The 16,760-nt window shown below is 47.4% G+C and carries 12 protein-coding genes; 4 read left to right on the top strand and 8 right to left on the bottom strand.

Annotated elements, in window-relative coordinates:
* Nucleotides 1–31: 31 nt before the first annotated feature.
* Genes OLMES_RS10315 through wecB form a run of 8 tightly spaced genes read right to left on the bottom strand, consistent with a single transcriptional unit; the run spans nucleotide 32 to nucleotide 10,897 of the window.
* Nucleotides 32–1,222 (bottom strand): TIGR03087 family PEP-CTERM/XrtA system glycosyltransferase, encoded by a 1,191-nt coding sequence (locus OLMES_RS10315; protein ID WP_087461192.1) that lies wholly within the window; start codon nucleotides 1,220–1,222, stop codon nucleotides 32–34.
* Complete coding sequence (gene asnB / locus OLMES_RS10310; protein ID WP_087461191.1) at nucleotides 1,219–3,147, bottom strand: asparagine synthase (glutamine-hydrolyzing); 1,929 nt, start codon at nucleotides 3,145–3,147, stop codon at nucleotides 1,219–1,221. Before asnB ends, OLMES_RS10315 begins: the two co-directional genes overlap by 4 nt.
* Before the next feature lie 6 nt (nucleotides 3,148–3,153).
* Entirely contained in the window at nucleotides 3,154–5,049 is a 1,896-nt protein-coding gene (locus OLMES_RS10305; RefSeq protein ID WP_087461190.1) for an XrtA/PEP-CTERM system amidotransferase, read from the bottom strand.
* Nucleotides 5,049–6,212 carry a TIGR03088 family PEP-CTERM/XrtA system glycosyltransferase gene (locus tag OLMES_RS10300; RefSeq protein WP_087461189.1) on the bottom strand — a complete coding sequence of 388 codons (1,164 nt, stop codon included), beginning with the start codon at nucleotides 6,210–6,212 and terminating at the stop codon, nucleotides 5,049–5,051. Before OLMES_RS10300 ends, OLMES_RS10305 begins: the two co-directional genes overlap by 1 nt.
* 12 nt (nucleotides 6,213–6,224) lie before the next feature.
* Nucleotides 6,225–7,772 carry an exosortase A gene (xrtA, locus tag OLMES_RS10295; RefSeq protein WP_087461188.1) on the bottom strand — a complete coding sequence of 516 codons (1,548 nt, stop codon included), beginning with the start codon at nucleotides 7,770–7,772 and terminating at the stop codon, nucleotides 6,225–6,227.
* A 34-nt stretch (nucleotides 7,773–7,806) separates the two neighbouring features.
* The gene (locus tag OLMES_RS10290) at nucleotides 7,807–8,850 is read right to left on the bottom strand and encodes a FemAB family XrtA/PEP-CTERM system-associated protein (protein ID WP_157678246.1); all 1,044 of its coding nucleotides are present in this window, start codon (nucleotides 8,848–8,850) and stop codon (nucleotides 7,807–7,809) included.
* Nucleotides 8,843–9,694 (bottom strand): XrtA system polysaccharide deacetylase, encoded by an 852-nt coding sequence (locus OLMES_RS10285; protein ID WP_087461186.1) that lies wholly within the window; start codon nucleotides 9,692–9,694, stop codon nucleotides 8,843–8,845. The genes OLMES_RS10290 and OLMES_RS10285 overlap by 8 nt, the downstream gene beginning before the upstream one ends.
* A gap of 51 nt (nucleotides 9,695–9,745) precedes the next feature.
* On the bottom strand, nucleotides 9,746–10,897 hold the full coding sequence (wecB, locus tag OLMES_RS10280; protein WP_087461185.1) for a non-hydrolyzing UDP-N-acetylglucosamine 2-epimerase: 1,152 nt from the start codon (nucleotides 10,895–10,897) through the stop codon (nucleotides 9,746–9,748).
* A gap of 630 nt (nucleotides 10,898–11,527) precedes the next feature.
* Here wecB and OLMES_RS10270 point away from each other — a divergent pair.
* From OLMES_RS10270 to OLMES_RS10255, 4 genes are all read left to right on the top strand, one after another.
* Nucleotides 11,528–12,214: an XrtA/PEP-CTERM system exopolysaccharide export protein gene (locus OLMES_RS10270; RefSeq protein ID WP_087461183.1), complete on the top strand. Its 687-nt coding sequence runs from the start codon at nucleotides 11,528–11,530 to the stop codon at nucleotides 12,212–12,214.
* Nucleotides 12,215–12,351: 137 nt separating this feature from the next.
* Nucleotides 12,352–13,908 (top strand): XrtA system polysaccharide chain length determinant, encoded by a 1,557-nt coding sequence (locus OLMES_RS10265; RefSeq protein ID WP_087461182.1) that lies wholly within the window; start codon nucleotides 12,352–12,354, stop codon nucleotides 13,906–13,908.
* 34 nt (nucleotides 13,909–13,942) lie between these two features.
* Nucleotides 13,943–15,058, top strand: a complete 1,116-nt coding sequence (locus OLMES_RS10260) for an XrtA-associated tyrosine autokinase (RefSeq protein ID WP_198343292.1) — start codon at nucleotides 13,943–13,945, stop codon at nucleotides 15,056–15,058.
* A 140-nt stretch (nucleotides 15,059–15,198) separates the two neighbouring features.
* Nucleotides 15,199–16,752 (top strand): TIGR03016 family PEP-CTERM system-associated outer membrane protein, encoded by a 1,554-nt coding sequence (locus OLMES_RS10255; protein ID WP_198343291.1) that lies wholly within the window; start codon nucleotides 15,199–15,201, stop codon nucleotides 16,750–16,752.
* The last annotated feature ends 8 nt before the right edge of the window (nucleotides 16,753–16,760 follow it).

Below are 16,760 nucleotides of genomic sequence, written 5' to 3'. Positions count from 1 at the left end.
GCAGTTAAAGCGCCTTCTTTAACTCAATTACTTATTTTGATTGCGCAGTCGTTTCCACAATTGACCGCATTTTCTCCATACTTGCTGGCCAGTTGTGATTATCAAGCACCCTCTGTCGACCACTTTCGGCTAACCGGCTCCGTTCGTTTGTATCCTGCATCAACTTTACCAGATTAGCAGCATATTCTTCCGGGGTATCAGCAACCAGAAAATGCTCGTTAGCGACGGCATCTATACCACCGGAGGCTAGCGAGCTGCAGACTACTGGCACGCCCATCGCCATAGCCTCAAGAATCTTGTTTTGCGTACCCCGCGCAATATTCAGCGGCGCAACCATGGCTGCGGTGCGCAGAATAAAAGGGCGAACATCCGGTACACTTCCAGTAACCGTCACGCCTTGGATTTCACCCAGCTTTTTAATTTCTTCCGACGGTTCGGCACCGACAATAAAAAGTTGTACATCCGGCACCTGCTGCTTAATCAGCGGTAATGTATTATGACAAAAGCTGATCATGCATTCCTGATTGGGAAAATAATCCATCCGGCCAATAAACGAAATACTGTTTGGTACATAGGGCTCGCCATCAGGTTTAAAATAATCTGCGTCAACGCCGTTCGGGAACCAGTTGGTTGCACGAGCAGACCCCAAACCGTTCAGCGTATCCAGTTCGGCTTTTGTGGTACAGGTCGAAAGGTCGAATTTGGCAGCCAGCTTTCGTTCTGCACGCGCCATTTTTGTTCCTTCCCACCAATACCCCCAACTCAAGGGGAAAGGTTTGAACGCCCGATAAGACAGCCACTTTTCTGAGTCCATATCCCCGAAATCGAGTATTTTAGGGATGTGAGTGATATCTTCAACGTATTGCGCGACGGAAGAACAATGAACAAAGATCAGATCGATATTATTTTTGGCGAGCCATTCATCAATCTTCTGTTTCAACTCTCTGGAATGAAAATATCCCATAGATGAGGGTGTTGGTATTGGCAGATTCAGGATCATTTTAAGCCATTGATGGGATTCCGTGATCTTCGCAATGAAATAATCTTCACAAAATTCTTCAATACCATGGCACTCATCATACTCTTCCTGATTCCGTGCCAGCGAAGCAACCCATACTCGATGGCCATGGGCACTCAGATGCTTGATCATATTAAAAGGGCGAATCTTGCCACCACGCTTTGGAGGAAATGGAAAACGATGACAAACATACAAAATATTCATCGGGACATTCTCTCCAGTTGACTTTCGACCTCTTGTGGCGCTTGACCATCGAGCATCATTTTACTCCAAATCTCAAAATTCAATAACCCAATCAGGATATCAGTGTTATCGCTCTTATTGCTGAGATGATCATTGATGAGCCCCTGAACCACTTGGCCATTGAATACGCCACGGGATTCCACTTGCTCCACAGACAGCAGCCCTTTCATCAACGGCAATAACTCACGCTTGATCCAGGCCCCCATCGGCGCACCAAACCCTCGCTTCTTACGATAGAGAATCTCTCTTGGTAGTAATTCTGTCAGGCTCTCTTTCAGGATGTATTTCAATACACCGCCTTTGATTTTCAATTCCGAGGGCATCTGACACGCCAACTCCACAAGTTCATGGTCCAGAAGCGGGACACGGCATTCAAGGGACGTCGCCATGGTCATTTTATCGGTGAGCATCAATAAGTCGTCAGGTAATTGTGTCAAACGATCGACTTCGAACATGCTGTGCAGAGCCGGTAGTGAGCCTTGCTTCGCGAACAAATCGATTACCGGTGTCGGCAGGGTCTCAACACCACCTTTCAACAGCTCGGCGCGCATCGCGTCAGAGACGATATTGATGTAGGACTGATACCGTTTGTCCAGAGGCAGTTCTGCGGTCAGAATAAAACTCTTGGCCAAACGGCTGTAATTCAGCCATTTCGAGTGTCTGTCACTAGGCAAAGCATTTGCCACTGGCGATAGCACATATTTTCGCAGCCAGGCAGGGATCATATTGTAATAGCGTTGATAATACTCCCCCTGATAACGACGATACCCACCAAAGAGCTCATCCCCGCCAACACCACTCAAAATCATTGTCACATCCTGCCTGGCAAATTCAGACACCAGATAGGTCGTAATGAAAGCGGTATCGGCTATCGGCTCATCCATGTGCCACAATAATTTTGGCAGCAGATGAACCACATCGGGCTTCACAATAATTTCTTTGTGTTGTGTGGAAAACAGCTCGGAGACTTGCTTCGCGTAGGGCAATTCATTGTATAGCTGGCCTGCGCCTTCGGTATCAAAGCCAATTGCATAAGTTCGAACAGGCTCGCGGGAATGCTTTGCCATGAGACCAACCACCAGACTGGAATCAATGCCACCTGACAAGAAAGCACCAAAGGGCACATCACTGACCATTTGCGAGGCCACGGATTGCTCCAGTTGCTCCAGCACCGCGCGCTTCCACTCTGCTTCAGACATCTCTTTCTGGGTATAGTCGGGACGCCAGTATTCATGAATCCGGGTTTGCCCCTGCTCGATAATCATGCAGGATGCGACCGGGAGTTTTTTCACATTTTCATAGATTGACCAAGGTGCCGGAACATAGCCCAGCTGAACATACAAGCCACAGGCTGTTTTATCCAGTTTTGGTGAAATATGCGAGGTTTCAAAAATTGCCTTTGCTTCGGTCGAAAAAAGCAGAACATTGTCATCCCGATAATAATACAGCGGTTTAATGCCCAAGCGATCACGGGCTATGATTAACCGCTGCCTGTTCCGGTCCCAGAGCGCCAGGGCAAACATGCCATTTAAGTGAGAAAGGAAGTCTATTCCATACTCTTCGTACAAATGAACGGTGACTTCCGAGTCTGAATGCGTGGAAAATTGATGCCCTTTTGCAATCAGCTTTTCACGTAACTCCCGGAAGTTATAAATCTCGCCATTACAGACAACTGCAATTGATTGGTCTTCATTGAAGATCGGTTGGTGCCCGCCTTCCAGATCAATAATTGACAATCGCCGCATACCAATTGCGGCTGGACCGTCCAAAAAGGTACCGGAATCATCAGGACCTCGGTGTTGTGTCACCATCCCCATCGCTTCGAGAACTTCGACACTAAGATTGGCAGCCCCCGAAAAAGCGTATCCGCCATGAATACCACACATTTCCAGTTACCCCATCACATGCTCAAGAAATGAATCAAACATCAGCAGAGTCCAAATTGGCGCACTGTGATCGCGCAGACCTGCGCTGTGCTCTTTGACCATTTTATGTAACTGATCCGGATTGAAGTAACCGGTATCCATTAGGCGATCCCCAAGGAGATGGGTTTTAACATGATCCCGCAAGGGCCCTCGGAACCAGCTCGCAAGTGGTACCGCAAACCCCATCTTAGGTCGGTACAACACATCATTCGGAAGATGCGGCTCCATTGAGTTTTTCAGAATATACTTACCAATTTGCCCTTTCACCTTGAAATCTGTAGGCAATGAGCTGACCCACTCGATATATTTATGATCGAGCAGCGGCACCCGAACCTCAAGTGCATGAGCCATACTGGCCCGGTCCACTTTGGTCAAAATATCGCCTACCAAATAGGTCTTGAGATCAAGGTATTCGATGAGATTCAACGGTTCGTCTGAAGGGCAATCCTTGGCATGACGCTTGAACACTTCAACCGCGTTATATCCTGCGAGCTCGTTCTTGAATGCGTCCGAATAGATTTTTGCTCGTTGTTCATTTTTCAGGATCGAAATCGTATGAAAATAGGCTTCAACACTGCTTCTACCCAGCGACTGAAACGTTGTCTTGGCTCTGAATACCCTTGGCATCCAGTCGAGCTTTGGATAGACAGATCCCAAAAAACCGAACACAGCACGACGAAAAGGAAAAGGCAACAAAGAACGCACCCGCTCTTCATTCATATGCCAGACATGGCGACGATAGCCAGACAACGACTCATCTGCACCATCACCGGACAACGCCACAGTCACACGCTTACGGGCAAGCTCACATACCCGGTAAGTTGGTATGGCAGAACTATCAGCGTAGGGCTCGTCATAGATTTTGGCCAGTTCTTCGATAAGATGAAAATCATCCGTGTTCACGGTCTCAACGAAATGGTTCGTCTTGTATCGATCTGCGACTTGTTGCGCGAACTCGGATTCGTTGAATTTTTTATCGTCAAATGCGATGGAGCAGGTGTTGACCGGGTCAGATTGCAACTGGGACATCATCGCAACCACACTGCTGGAGTCCACCCCGCCAGAGAGAAACGCCCCCAGCGGCACATCAGCAATCATACGAATGCCCACAGCCTCCTTCATGCGCTCCACCAGCTCTACACTGGCATCTTCATACCGCATTGAGTGATCCGTTTGAAACGGAATGTTCCAGTATTGATTCAAAACCGGCTGTGAGTCTCCTACTTTCAAAGACAAGGAAAAGCCCGGCTCCAGCTTGAAAATATTTTTGAATATCGTCTTCGGCTCGGGAACGTATCCGTAGGCAAAGTAATCTTCAATGCACAACGGATCGATTACTTTCTTCAGCCCGGGATATTGATAGAGGACTTTCAGCTCCGAACCAAAGATGAAGGTTCCCTGTTCGTCAATTGCATAAAAAAGAGGCTTGATCCCCATCCGATCACGGGCCACAAACAAACGTCGCTCAGCGGTGTCCCAAATGGCGATAGCAAACATTCCGCGCAAACGGTCAATTACTTTTTCTTTCCAGTGACTCCAGCCATGCACAATTACTTCTGTATCCGTCTGGCTTTTGAACTCATAACCCGCAGCCAGCAGCTCTTCCCGCAATGCTTTGAAATTATAGATTTCACCATTGAACACCACGACTACCGAATTATCTTTATTGGTCATGGGTTGTCGCCCCAACGACGACAAATCAATAATTGACAAACGGCGGTGGGCCAGACCAATCCCCTCGGAAGACCAGACCCCTCCTTCATCAGGACCCCGATGAAACTGCGCCTGATTCATCGCATGTAACACCGTCTCGTCAATTTGTCCCTTACCACTGAGGTTGAAAATTCCTGCAATTCCACACATTAGTGTTTTCCTAAATCTCGATATATTCGATAATATTTTCCGGTCATCACCGGTAAAGAAAATTCTTTATTGACTCGCTCCAGGCCGGCTTTGCCATGCTCCAGGAGTCGATCTGTATCCTGCAAATAGTAAAGGAGTGCCTCAGCAAGCGCCGAAGCATCTTTGGCGGGCACTAGAATGCCGGTCTGGTATGGCAATATCAGATCTGCGTTTCCGCCGACATCTGTTGCAATGACCGGCAGTCCAGTCGCCATTGCCTCCAACACCGTGTTGGATATGCCTTCAGCCTCTGAAGGCAGGACAAAGCAATTCGATCCACGCAATAGCTCTGGAATATCTGACCGACTGCCTAAAAATGTCACCCAATTATCCAGCCCAGCGTCGATGACCTGCCGCTCAAGAGCCGAACGACAACTACCATCTCCCACCAAAGTTAGCGAACACAGACCCGACTTTGCTTCGATGTTTAATGATGATAGACGCTCCTTGACATGCGCCAACGCAGAAATCAGGTATTTATGCCCTTTTATTTCTTCCAGGCGTCCGACAGATATAACGTTAAGCGTTATACGCCCTGAAATGCCCTCATGAGTAGTGCGGAACCGGTTCACATCCACACCATTGCAGATACGCTCAACCTTACGGGCAGGTATTCCTACTTTGCGGAGGAGATAGTGTTCCAAATGGGAAGAAAGTGGAATAAATTTATGGACGAGCGCACCAATCACACGGCGCATTTTTTGATATTTGACAACATCACCGTTTGGGTCGGCAATATCCCAGCCATGCTCGCCATGAATACGGGTTTTGACCCCCGCCAAAAAAGCTGGTATCTGCGCCTCCAGCGTTGCGAGGTTGCGGGTATGAACGATATCGGGTTTCAGCGCTCGAAACAGTTTCCACAAACGCAAATACATCCCCCAGTCTTGTCCAGACTGCTTGTTTACATCATAAATTTGTACATTTTTCTGGATGCGTTTTGCGAATACCTCGTTGCTTCCCGTAAGCGTTATGATGATGTGTTGTAACCAGTCCGGGGAATGATTAATTAAATTGACAACACCATTCTCCAAGCCGCCGAAATCCAACCGGTGAATAACGTGAACGATTTTAACGACAGATGTGTTCTCTTCCTGATCCCGGGTGGGGGTTATTCCATTCATAATCCAACTACTTTACTTATCGAGCGCTAAACCTAATTGATCGGCATTGTTGCGTAAAAATTTTCTAAGCTTGGCATCCACTTTTTCCTGATCGATATCATACGCTGCAGAAACGGCTGTAAACTCACTCGTAAATGGCATGCCACTCAACTTGTGAATCGCCTCATTAAGCTTACCTTCTATCGCAGAATCGAAAGGCTTACCCGCGATGGTGGACCAGTAATACACAATATACTGGTCTCGCCCGGATATCAGCATGCGAGCAAGATTAACACCCTCCTCTAATGCGACCGTTTCGCCACGCAGCAATATTGACCCATTATCATCTTCACTATCTACGAGAAGATTCTGAGAATTGATAAGTTCGCCATGGACTCCCCCCCAGAAATAAGTCGCTTTGTATACCGCAATGTCTCGTGCCTCACCCTCCGTTATTTTCACATCGGTGAGGTGATCTGCAGCTTCGTACCGTGGTTTATAACCACCTCGACAACTGACGCAGAGCTCGAGCCTATCCAGCCAGCTGGTATCAACTTCGATTTGTGCCAATGTGCTCTCACTGCCGATATTGGCCTGAATATCGGCCATCCATAACTTTCCACTCAGCAAGCCGACAACAATAATACCTCCCGCCAATAACAGTGACGGTGCGCGGTACTGCACGGGTTCGTCAGATGAAGATTGATCCGGTGCGGCTTGAGCTGATTCTGTCTCACTCCAGAAACCACCGAGCCAGAACATCAAAAACATCACGAAACCAAAGAAAATCCATCCATATATCAGATGATCCGCCCCGGTTGCGATCTGCATATTACTGTAGTGCCCCAGCAGAACAATGATCACGGCACGAATACCATTCGCAATAACAGGCACGAGTATGGATAACGCGATGAATCCCGTTCGACGCCAAAATGACCGATATGTCAGATAAGCATAGACTAATCCAATCGCGAAAGAGGCGATGAGATAGCGCACACCACTACAAGCTTCGACAACCGACCAATTTCCAGTGGGCAAAGAGAAGTGATTGCCTTCCCGAAACACCGGATACCCCATGAAACGCAAAGTACCCACTGTAAAATCGGCAGTAAACTGGATCATGGTTGGCACCAGTTCCTCACCTATAGGGACTGCAAGCATCAACAAAAAAATGGGGAAGAGAATATTATTCGATGCCCGCAGCCCCATCAGGGACATCAAGCAGACAATAATCATGGCAACGAAACAAATTTGCTGAACCACTATCACATCAACCAATGATGCTACAAGCCAAAGCCCGCTTATGGGGAACAACCAGAGCGCCCAAAGGGGTGAGGAAGCAAATGGCGCAGTCAGGCGGTTACGGTGGCTCCAGACTAGATAGGCCACTGCGGGCAATACAAAATAGCAGTGAGCAAAGGTGTCCGATCGCCCCCAAATTTCGACTAAGCTCACGGCAGTCGGGAAGTAAACCGCAGATACTGCGACAATACTGACTCCCAAACAAATCAGGAAATAGCGAAATCGAACAGTAGCCAGGTTGTCCATAGGGTAGTTGTGAGCGTAATCGGTATCAGCCATAAATTTCAGATTCTCAGTTCAGTTTCAAAACCCGTTAACCCAAATATTTCGACACAACGGGTCCCATCGCCTGACTGAGCCAGAGCGGTAACTTTTTCCAGGTCTCGATCATCATCGCATACTTGGCGCTTTGCGGATTTAAATCCGGAAGCTGCTCTGATTTGACCAGATAATATTCGTAATTCAATGGTGTTGGCTCAAACCCCCAGTGACGCTTGTAGTTATAGGGGCCGGAGTCATTTTTACTACGGCCAAAGTCATAGTAACGAATACCTCGACGACCCGCTCGGCACATTTGATCAAAGTACATGAAATCCATGGCCTTTGACTTCCTTGATACCGGCAGGCCGCCACCGTAAAAAGGAAGCACATGATCTTTAAAATAAAAACTGACCAGTGCACAGTGCAACTCACCATCTTTCTTGATACTGACAATTTCACAATCATCGCCAAAAGCAATTTTCAATGCCCTGAAGTAACTCTTTGAAAAAACAGGTGTTCCCAGATTGCGCACACTGGTAGAGTAAGCATAAAAAAATTCATCCAGCTCATACTCTTCTTTAAATTCAGTGGTGAACCCCATTTTCAACGCTTTCCGAACAACCGCGCGTTGCTTATATTTCACCAAAGCCAGATTATCCGCATCGTTGTCAGCGATTTCTTTAATAAAAGTTGAGTGCATGGACTTTCGCGGCCACTCAGTTTGGGATGGTAAAACGTTACGAACCTCCAAACTATCCACTTCCAATTCCCGGGCAAGATTTGCAGCCGCGAGCTCCAACTCGGATTGTATTTCCGGAGTGTCGCCAATGGCTCCACCATAAACCCCCATCGGAATGGACACGAGATTATTGCCGAACAAAAAACTCTTCACCTGAAAAAGCGGCATAATGCCTTTCACCGAGCCTTCTTCGTCATGAGCCCAAAGGTAGTATGGACGATGTCCCATCGCGGCGGGCAACACTTTATACCACCCTGCCCGGTGGAAAAACGTACTATCAGGATGACCATCGACGTAGGCATCCCAACACTCCAGGTCCGATGCTCCGGTAATCGTACTGATACTCAATTCAGGCATTGACAGCCTCCCTAATGCTGAATACTTCGTCCATTCTGCCCCACTTGAAGTCAGAAACAAGCTTCTCCAAGCGGCGTTCATGCTTGTTTATATTGAGGTAATGCCTGAATCGGGTTTTTGCCGGTAGGTTAGCTTGTCGCGGCTGCTCCGCGTCCAGTTCCCAGGGATGCATATAAAATATGCCAGGTGCAGATTCTCTGCGATGAAATAAACTCAACATGAATCGAGTCAACCAATATGGGTATAGCCGGAAAAAACCACCCCCTGAGATCGGGATTGTTTTCTCTCCGATTTTGAGGGTTGTCATCGGAATCTCAATCAAACCATTGTCGAGTTTGTACTTGAAACGAGGCCAGTGAGGCACTCCGTACAGGTCATGCTTGACCGGGTAAGTACTGGAACTATAGCGGTAGCCCAGCGCAACCAGCTCATCGAATACCCAGCGATTGGTATCATTGATAGAGAAGCTTGGTGCACGGTATCCAATTACCTCTTCACCCGAAATATCTTCGAGAATCTTTTTTGCTCGATCCACATCCTGACGGAACGCATCCCGGGACATTTCCGTAACGCGCTCGTGGCCATAACCATGACTGGCAATCTCATGCCCTTCGGCAACAATTTTTCGCACCAGATCAGGCCGTCTCTCAGCAACCCATCCCAAAGTAAAAAACGTCGCTTTGACCTGTTTTCGAGCGAACAGATCCAGAAGCCGGTTTGTGGAGTAATCTACACGCAGCGGGAGCGTATCCCAACTGTCCCGGCTAATGATATTCTCAAAAGCGGACACCTGAAAGTAATCTTCAACATCCACAGACATTGCATTTTGAGCGCTACTCAACATCTCGACTCAGACCTCATCACTATCACTATCATCCCGAATAAAACTTCAACATCAACTGGCCGCATTCGATACCAACCATTCCCGGATATCGGCGGCAATACGCTTGGCAGCCTGACCATCCCATAACTCGGGTTGACGACCCGCCTTCCCCTTACCATCAATGATCGCCTGATACTCTGACTTTATTTTTGCACTGTCAGTCCCAACAATTGTATTGGTGCCTTCGGTTACCGTGATCCAGCGTTCAGTATTGTGACGCATCGTTATACAAGGAACGCCCAAAGCGGTGGTTTCTTCTTGAATACCACCCGAGTCGGTGAGCACTAATAACGCATTAGCCATTAGCGTGATTGAATCCAGATAACCAACTGGCTCTGTTGTGAAAATTCCATCACTCTGTAACAGATGCCCAAGGTTGAACTTTTCGATATTGCCTTTGGTTCGAGGATGAACGGCAAAGATCACAGGGGTTTGCCGGGCAATGTCCGCGATGGCTAACAGTAGCTCTTCCAAGATTGCCGGGTCATCGACATTGGAGGGACGGTGCATTGTGAGGAAAACATAACGCCCGTCAACTCTATCTAAAGCAGGTTGAACCGCCTCCAGCCCATAAGTATCGATCACCGTTGTCAATTCAGGTGCAATCGCCCGATTCTTCAAAAGCGTATCGATCATCACATTACCAGCAAAGCGCACTTTCTCTGCCGCAATACCTTCTTTTCCGAGGTTTTCATTACCCAACTTTTCAGTGGTATAAAGCAAACTGGATATCTGATCGGTCAGAACCCGATTTACCTCTTCCGGCATATCCATATCGCCGCTGCGTAAGCCAGCCTCAACATGTATTACAGGTATATGCTTTTTCACTGCAACCAAGGCACAAGCAATCGTGGAATTGACATCCCCAACCACCAAAACGGTATCTGGCTTCAAGTCATCCAGTACCGGCTCGAAGCGCAACATAATATTTGCAGTTTGCTCTGCATGGGTGCCACCCCGAACTTCCAGATCGATATCTGGCACCGGCAACCCCAATTGATCAAACAAAAGCGACTTCATCGCATGATCATAATGCTGGCCAGTGTGCAATAACGTGGTTGTAACATCAGGATATTCTGAAAACGCTTCAATAATAGGCGCAATTTTCATGAAGTTCGGACGGGCTCCGACGATACATAAGACCTTAAACTGTTGGCTTTTCATCACTGTTCCAAATAATTCCGGGAGGGTTTCCTTTAACCTGCGTACTTTAAAAACATTTATACTTTAAAATACATTTGTGCTTTAACAATCTACGTACTCTAAAAACGCATGAACTCTAAAATCTGTGTGCCTCGAAATCTGAAAGCATCAAAAACGACCACTTCAAACCTGGACACTAACAACCAGTGTAACTTAATTCAGCAGAGACCGCTTATGGTTCCTCACAGACCGGTGGACTGAGGCTCGAATAAGACGGGACTAAAGAGTAGCGCTGCTTGAAGCGCTCTTGGACGAATACGATACCGTGAACGTATTGCGAAAAAATGATATTCCAAATCAAAAAAACGAGTCCTTTGCCGGTAATCCGGTCAATATTCCCAAATACAGGCCAAGAACCCACCAAGCGGGAACTCAAATTGCCTCCGGGATGTAAATCCTGAGGGGATATTCTGCTGTCTGACGCTAAATTGTCAATTACCAGCTTTGTAATCTGGTGAAATAATTCGGTAATTTGCATTTTTTAACAAAAACACAGTCTTTTTTGGCAATTTGTCATCGTACGACACCAAAATGCAACTTATAATTAAAGAGATAAGTCAAATTCAAACGCCAAAAACAAGGTTCAAGGATATGGGCAAACACGTTAATACTCGAGATCTCCTGAAAATTTCGCCCCAAAACACACTCCCAAGGCTTCGGAAAGCATGCACTTACTTATCTGCACTGATTCTACTCGTGCTGACCGGATGCAGCTCAAAGCCAATGCTGCCGGAAGCGACCGTACAGGCATCGGCTACAGAATCGCCACAGAGCTACAAATACCTCATTGGCCCTTATGATGAAGTTAACGTATTCGTGTGGGGGAACCCGGAGATAAGTGGCACGTTTGAAGTTCGCCCGGATGGCATGATCACAACGTCTCTGGTAGAGGACATTCCAGTTTCAGGAAAGACTCCCACAGAGGTGGCACGTCACATCGAGAAGGCACTTTCGGTTTATATTCGTGACCCGATTGTTTCGGTAAGCGTACTGGAGTTCGTAGGCCCTTTCAGTGAACAGGTTCGAATCATCGGCGAAGCGTCCCAACCCCGAGCCATTCCCTATGCCCGAAACATGACCTTGCTTGACGTCATGATTAACGTAAACGGTTTAACTGAGTTCGCAGCCGGAAACAATGCTACTCTGGTTAGAGTGGTTGATAATCAATATACGCAATACGGGCTGCGCATAGATGACTTGGTCAACGATGGTGATATTACTGCAAATGTAGACATGCTGCCTGGCGATATCATTATTATCCCGGAAGCATGGTTCTAATCACTCACGAAATTACTGATATCGTCGCGTTTTCACGCAACATTTCGTGCTGGCGCGATCGACACCCGAAACAGCTCGGAACGATTTTTTCACAATCTACCCGGCCCTTGGCACCATGATAATGAGGTTTAGTTTTTATGCAGGATGTGATTGACCAGATATTTGTGTACTTGAAAGGTATCTGGCTAAAAAGGATATTCATCGTACTGGCGATTTGGGCCATTTGCCCACTGGGCTGGTATGCGGTCTGGAAAATGCCGGATCAATATGCCTCTAAAGCTCAAGTTTACGTTGATACGCAATCACTCCTGCGTCCGTTACTCCGTGGCCTCACCGTTCAGCCCAATACGGATTACCAGATCCGGTTAATCGTCAAAACGCTAATGACCCGACCCAATCTGGAAAAAATCGCAAGATTGTCTGATCTGGACGTAATGACTGAAAACGATGCGGAATTCCAGTCCGCTCTGGATACACTGAAATCGAACCTGAAGATTGGCGCAGCTAACAGGGAAAACATTTTCACGCTTTCGTATGATTCCAAATCCCCCCAGGAGGCAAAAAATGTCGTCCAGTCGGCGCTCGATGTGTTTATCGAAAACACTTTGGGCGAAACACGAAGCGAGGCCGACACAGCTGAACAGTTCCTCGACCGACAGATAAAGGAATATGAAAACCGCTTGCTGAACGGCGAGAAAAAATTAACGGAGTTCAAGCAAAAATATGCCAATAACATTGGTGCAAATGTCAGCTCCTACTACTCGACACTATCGCAACACAAATCACGACTCGATGAAGCCCAGCTGCAACTGAGAGAAGTCAATTCCCGCCTGGCCTCAGCCCAGCGCCAACTTGAAGGCGAAGAGCCCTCGTTCGGGCTGGTGCAACCCAAAGCCCAGCAAACTCAAATTTCGACTCAGTTTGATGCTCGAATTGAGCAACTCCGAAAACAACTGGACGACCTCTCACTGAAGTATACTGAGCGGCACCCCAATGTTATGGAGCTCACCAAGCGAATTGAAGACCTGGAAGTACAGCGCGCAGCTGAAGTCGCGGAAATCCAGAAAGCCATGCCAGCAAATACCCATGATGAAACCCTGGATAAAAACCCGGTCTATCAGCAGATGAAAATAAACGTCAACCGACTCGAAAACGAGAAAGCATCACTCCAGGTCAGAGTCCGGGATTACGAAGAAAAAGTACGCCAAATCGAAGACAAGATTCATCTTATACCGGAAATCGAGTCAAAACTGGTCGGCCTAAATCGGGACTATGAAATTACCAAACAAAAGTACAATGAGCTTCTGTCCCGCCGCGAGCAGGCCAGGCTCTCTCAAAGTGCCGACCTCACCGCAGATGACATTCAGTTCAAGATCATTGAACCCCCTCGTGTTCCGCTTCATCCGACAGGGCCCAACCGCAAACTACTCCTGTCGATCGTTACCGTATTTTCGATCGCAGCGGGTACCGGGTTAGCGTTGCTGTTCAGCCTGATCAATCCTACTGTTATGTCAGGATCGCAATTGACCAAGCTGACCAATTACCCGGTGTTTGGCACCGTATCTGTGCTGGATAACGTTTCCGGTCGCACAGCAGCGACAAATTGGATGAATCTCGTCTTCTTTGGCGCACTGGGATTAGCACTCACAACATACGCTGTGCTGCTGTTCCTTCAAATAAAATATTTTTCCTGATACTTGCCGATATACGCAGAGGATTGATTAAGTTATGAGTACGATAGAAAAAGCAATGGCCCAACTGCAAGGCAAGCAGGACCCCGAAAAAGACAAGAGTTCATCTCCAGAGGAAAGCCAAAACACGACATCCGTACCCGACGGAGAAGAAAACCTTAACCAGGAAAACGCCTCGGAATCTGTTGCGCAGGCAAAAACATCAACAGGCGGGGCAACTGAATCCCCCCATGGCACCAGTGAAGACGTGATTACTGCGCCTACACGCCCAGCACCATCTGATTCAGATACCACTGCAGCATCGGCACCAGCAGCAAAAGAGACCAGCAACAAACAAACCTCCGAGCAGCATCAATCAAATTCAGCGATAGAAGAACGTGCTCAGTCAGCACCTTCCGACACAGCTGACGATAATAATTCCGGCTCTCAGTACGTTGAAATTGATTTGCACTACCTGGAGTCCAGAGGTTATGTGCATAAACAAAGCAGTAATAAAGTAATTAAAGAACAGTTCCGAGCGATTAAACGAAAATTGCTAAACAATGCATTCGGGGCGCTTTCGAAAACGCTCCATCACCCAAACCTCATAATCGTATCAAGCTGCAACCCCCACGAAGGCAAAACGTTTTCATCCATCAATCTGGCATTGAATATGGCGCTGGAGCAAGATAAAACAGTACTACTGGTTGATTCGGATGTAGTGCGACCCAGTGTGGCCCGGGAACTGGGCGTAAAACCTGAGGTAGGCCTAACAGACTACCTTAGCGGCAAAATAAAAGATGTCTCCGAAATTATCTTCAGCACTAATATCGATAACTTCAAATTCATCCCGGCCGGTAAACCTCACGACCTGTCTACAGAACTACTGGCATCAGAAAAAATGAATCGATTAACAAACGAGTTGGCCACTCGATACAGCGACCGGGTCGTTATTTTTGATGCCCCCCCTCTTCTTGGTGTAAACGAAACCCATGTTATGGCAAACCTGGTGGGTCAGGCCGTCGTTGTGGTTGAAGAAGAGAAAACCAAGCTGGCAGATGTCGAAAAAGCAGTCAGCCAGCTGGATGAAAATCTGGCGATCGGCTTTCTTTTAAACAAGTCCAAGCGAGCATGGCAAGACTACTATGGCTACAATTATTATGCCGAAAGCTAATTGCACCAGAGCGCTACAGAAACTGCACTCCAGACTGTAGCGTTGGACACGCACTGGAAACTACTTGAAGTTTCCAACGTTCCAGACCGCTGAAACTGTTTACCCTCCAGTAAAGGACAACCATGGAAATTAACAATTTGATGAAAGGAGTTACAGCGTTATCTATACTCGGTATCCTTAGCCATGTCGCCACCGTGAATGGAAAACCTCGGGTCACCCCCTCTCTGGGATTCAGTGAAGAATACACTGACAACGTTAATTTATCGGAGAACGACGAGGAAGATTCGTTCATCACCGAAATCACACCTACCATCACAATAGCGGACACCCGTCCGAGCAGTGACTACCGGCTTTCCTACAGTTACCGGTATATTGACTTTACTGCTTCAGAGGTTGACAGTCGCAGTGAAAATACACTTGACGCACGCCTGAACCACTATGCAATGGATCGCACCCTTAGAACCTACCTGGAATCCAATATCAACAATTCTCGTGCGTCACTTCTCCAGAGTTCAAATAATGATGGCAAGTCCGGTGCAGAGCGGGTGGAGACCCGAACTGCGGCAGGCGGCTTTGACTACAGTACCGGTCAGCGCGCTTGGACAGAGTTCGATCTGGGTTTTGAAGTAAGAAAGACCAAATCCGACAACGATTCAGTTAATCTGAGCACTTACTCAGCCGACCTTGTTTTTCAGGAAGGTAAACGCGTGCAGATGTTTGATTGGGAATTTTCTACAGGATATGCAACGGATAGTGAAGACAACGAATATAACAATACCAACGGCCGTCTGAGCTTTGTTGTCACGCAAAACTTTTCTGTTTTTGCTCAAGGACAATACGAGGAATCAGTTGCTCTGGGTGATGATGAAAATGAGATTCTCGCCACGACCTGGGGCGTGGGAACACGGTATGACTTCAGCCGAAGTCACGTATCACTTGCGTACAACAAGTTTGAAAAAGGCGATGGTAATGATTTCATCAGTGCAGGGCTTGGCTGGAATCCAAGTGCACGCACCAGCGTTGCCGCAAATTTGACCGAACGATTCTTTGGTGAATCCTATCAACTTAATGTGACCCATCGAGCACGCTATTTTCGGAATTCAATCCAATACCTGGATGAAGTGACCAACCTGTCCCAACTTATTTTCCAGCGCCAAACGGGGGCACTACTATGCCCTGAGGGCAACGACTTCAGTCTCGCCGATTGTGTCCTTGCCTCGGCCGAAACCCCACTAGAACCCGGGCAGCAGTTAATCACCGTTGAAGTCCCTGTTTCAGCGATTGGCGAAGATCAAGTCCTTTCCCGACGACTTGGACTGACCAGCAACTATTCCAAAGGGAAATCAACCTTCACCGGAAACCTTTTCTGGGTCAGAACCAAGCGTCTCACCGATGATGATTTTGCCAGCAAAGATTACGATAAAGAACTGGGCGCAAATATCAGTTGGGTCTGGAAGTTTTCCGGCAAGACCAACTTGAATTTCATAGCAGATTTGAGAAAAGTCGAGTCCAATCAAGATACAAGCACGAAGGTTCAAGCGAATGAATACCTTTACCGCGCAAGACTCACGCGGCAATTCACCCAGAAAATTTCCGCGTCACTTATATACAGTCATAGCCAACGACACTCTGATCTCGCAGATGACGACTATATTGAAAACCATCTTGCACTTTCAGCACTTGCACGGTTTTAAAAAGACTC

The sequence above is a fragment of the Oleiphilus messinensis genome (genome assembly GCF_002162375.1).
In the GTDB taxonomy this organism is placed as follows: domain Bacteria; phylum Pseudomonadota; class Gammaproteobacteria; order Pseudomonadales; family Oleiphilaceae; genus Oleiphilus; species Oleiphilus messinensis.
Note: the sequence above shows the minus strand (reverse complement) of the source record. Positions and strands in the feature narration are given on the sequence as shown.

Excerpts from the sequence above, each read along its gene's own strand:
- OLMES_RS10315 (WP_087461192.1), bottom strand. The coding sequence starts at position 1,222 with ATGAATATTTTGTATGTTTGTCATCGTTTTCCATTTCCTCCAAAGCGT.
- asnB (WP_087461191.1), bottom strand. The coding sequence starts at position 3,147 with ATGTGTGGTATTCATGGCGGATACGCTTTTTCGGGGGCTGCCAATCTT.
- OLMES_RS10305 (WP_087461190.1), bottom strand. The coding sequence starts at position 5,049 with ATGTGTGGAATTGCAGGAATTTTCAACCTCAGTGGTAAGGGACAAATT.
- OLMES_RS10300 (WP_087461189.1), bottom strand. The coding sequence starts at position 6,212 with ATGAATGGAATAACCCCCACCCGGGATCAGGAAGAGAACACATCTGTC.
- xrtA (WP_087461188.1), bottom strand. The coding sequence starts at position 7,772 with ATGGCTGATACCGATTACGCTCACAACTACCCTATGGACAACCTGGCT.
- OLMES_RS10290 (WP_157678246.1), bottom strand. The coding sequence starts at position 8,850 with ATGCCTGAATTGAGTATCAGTACGATTACCGGAGCATCGGACCTGGAG.
- OLMES_RS10285 (WP_087461186.1), bottom strand. The coding sequence starts at position 9,694 with ATGTTGAGTAGCGCTCAAAATGCAATGTCTGTGGATGTTGAAGATTAC.
- wecB (WP_087461185.1), bottom strand. The coding sequence starts at position 10,897 with ATGAAAAGCCAACAGTTTAAGGTCTTATGTATCGTCGGAGCCCGTCCG.
- OLMES_RS10270 (WP_087461183.1), top strand. The coding sequence starts at position 11,528 with ATGGGCAAACACGTTAATACTCGAGATCTCCTGAAAATTTCGCCCCAA.
- OLMES_RS10265 (WP_087461182.1), top strand. The coding sequence starts at position 12,352 with ATGCAGGATGTGATTGACCAGATATTTGTGTACTTGAAAGGTATCTGG.
- OLMES_RS10260 (WP_198343292.1), top strand. The coding sequence starts at position 13,943 with ATGAGTACGATAGAAAAAGCAATGGCCCAACTGCAAGGCAAGCAGGAC.
- OLMES_RS10255 (WP_198343291.1), top strand. The coding sequence starts at position 15,199 with ATGAAAGGAGTTACAGCGTTATCTATACTCGGTATCCTTAGCCATGTC.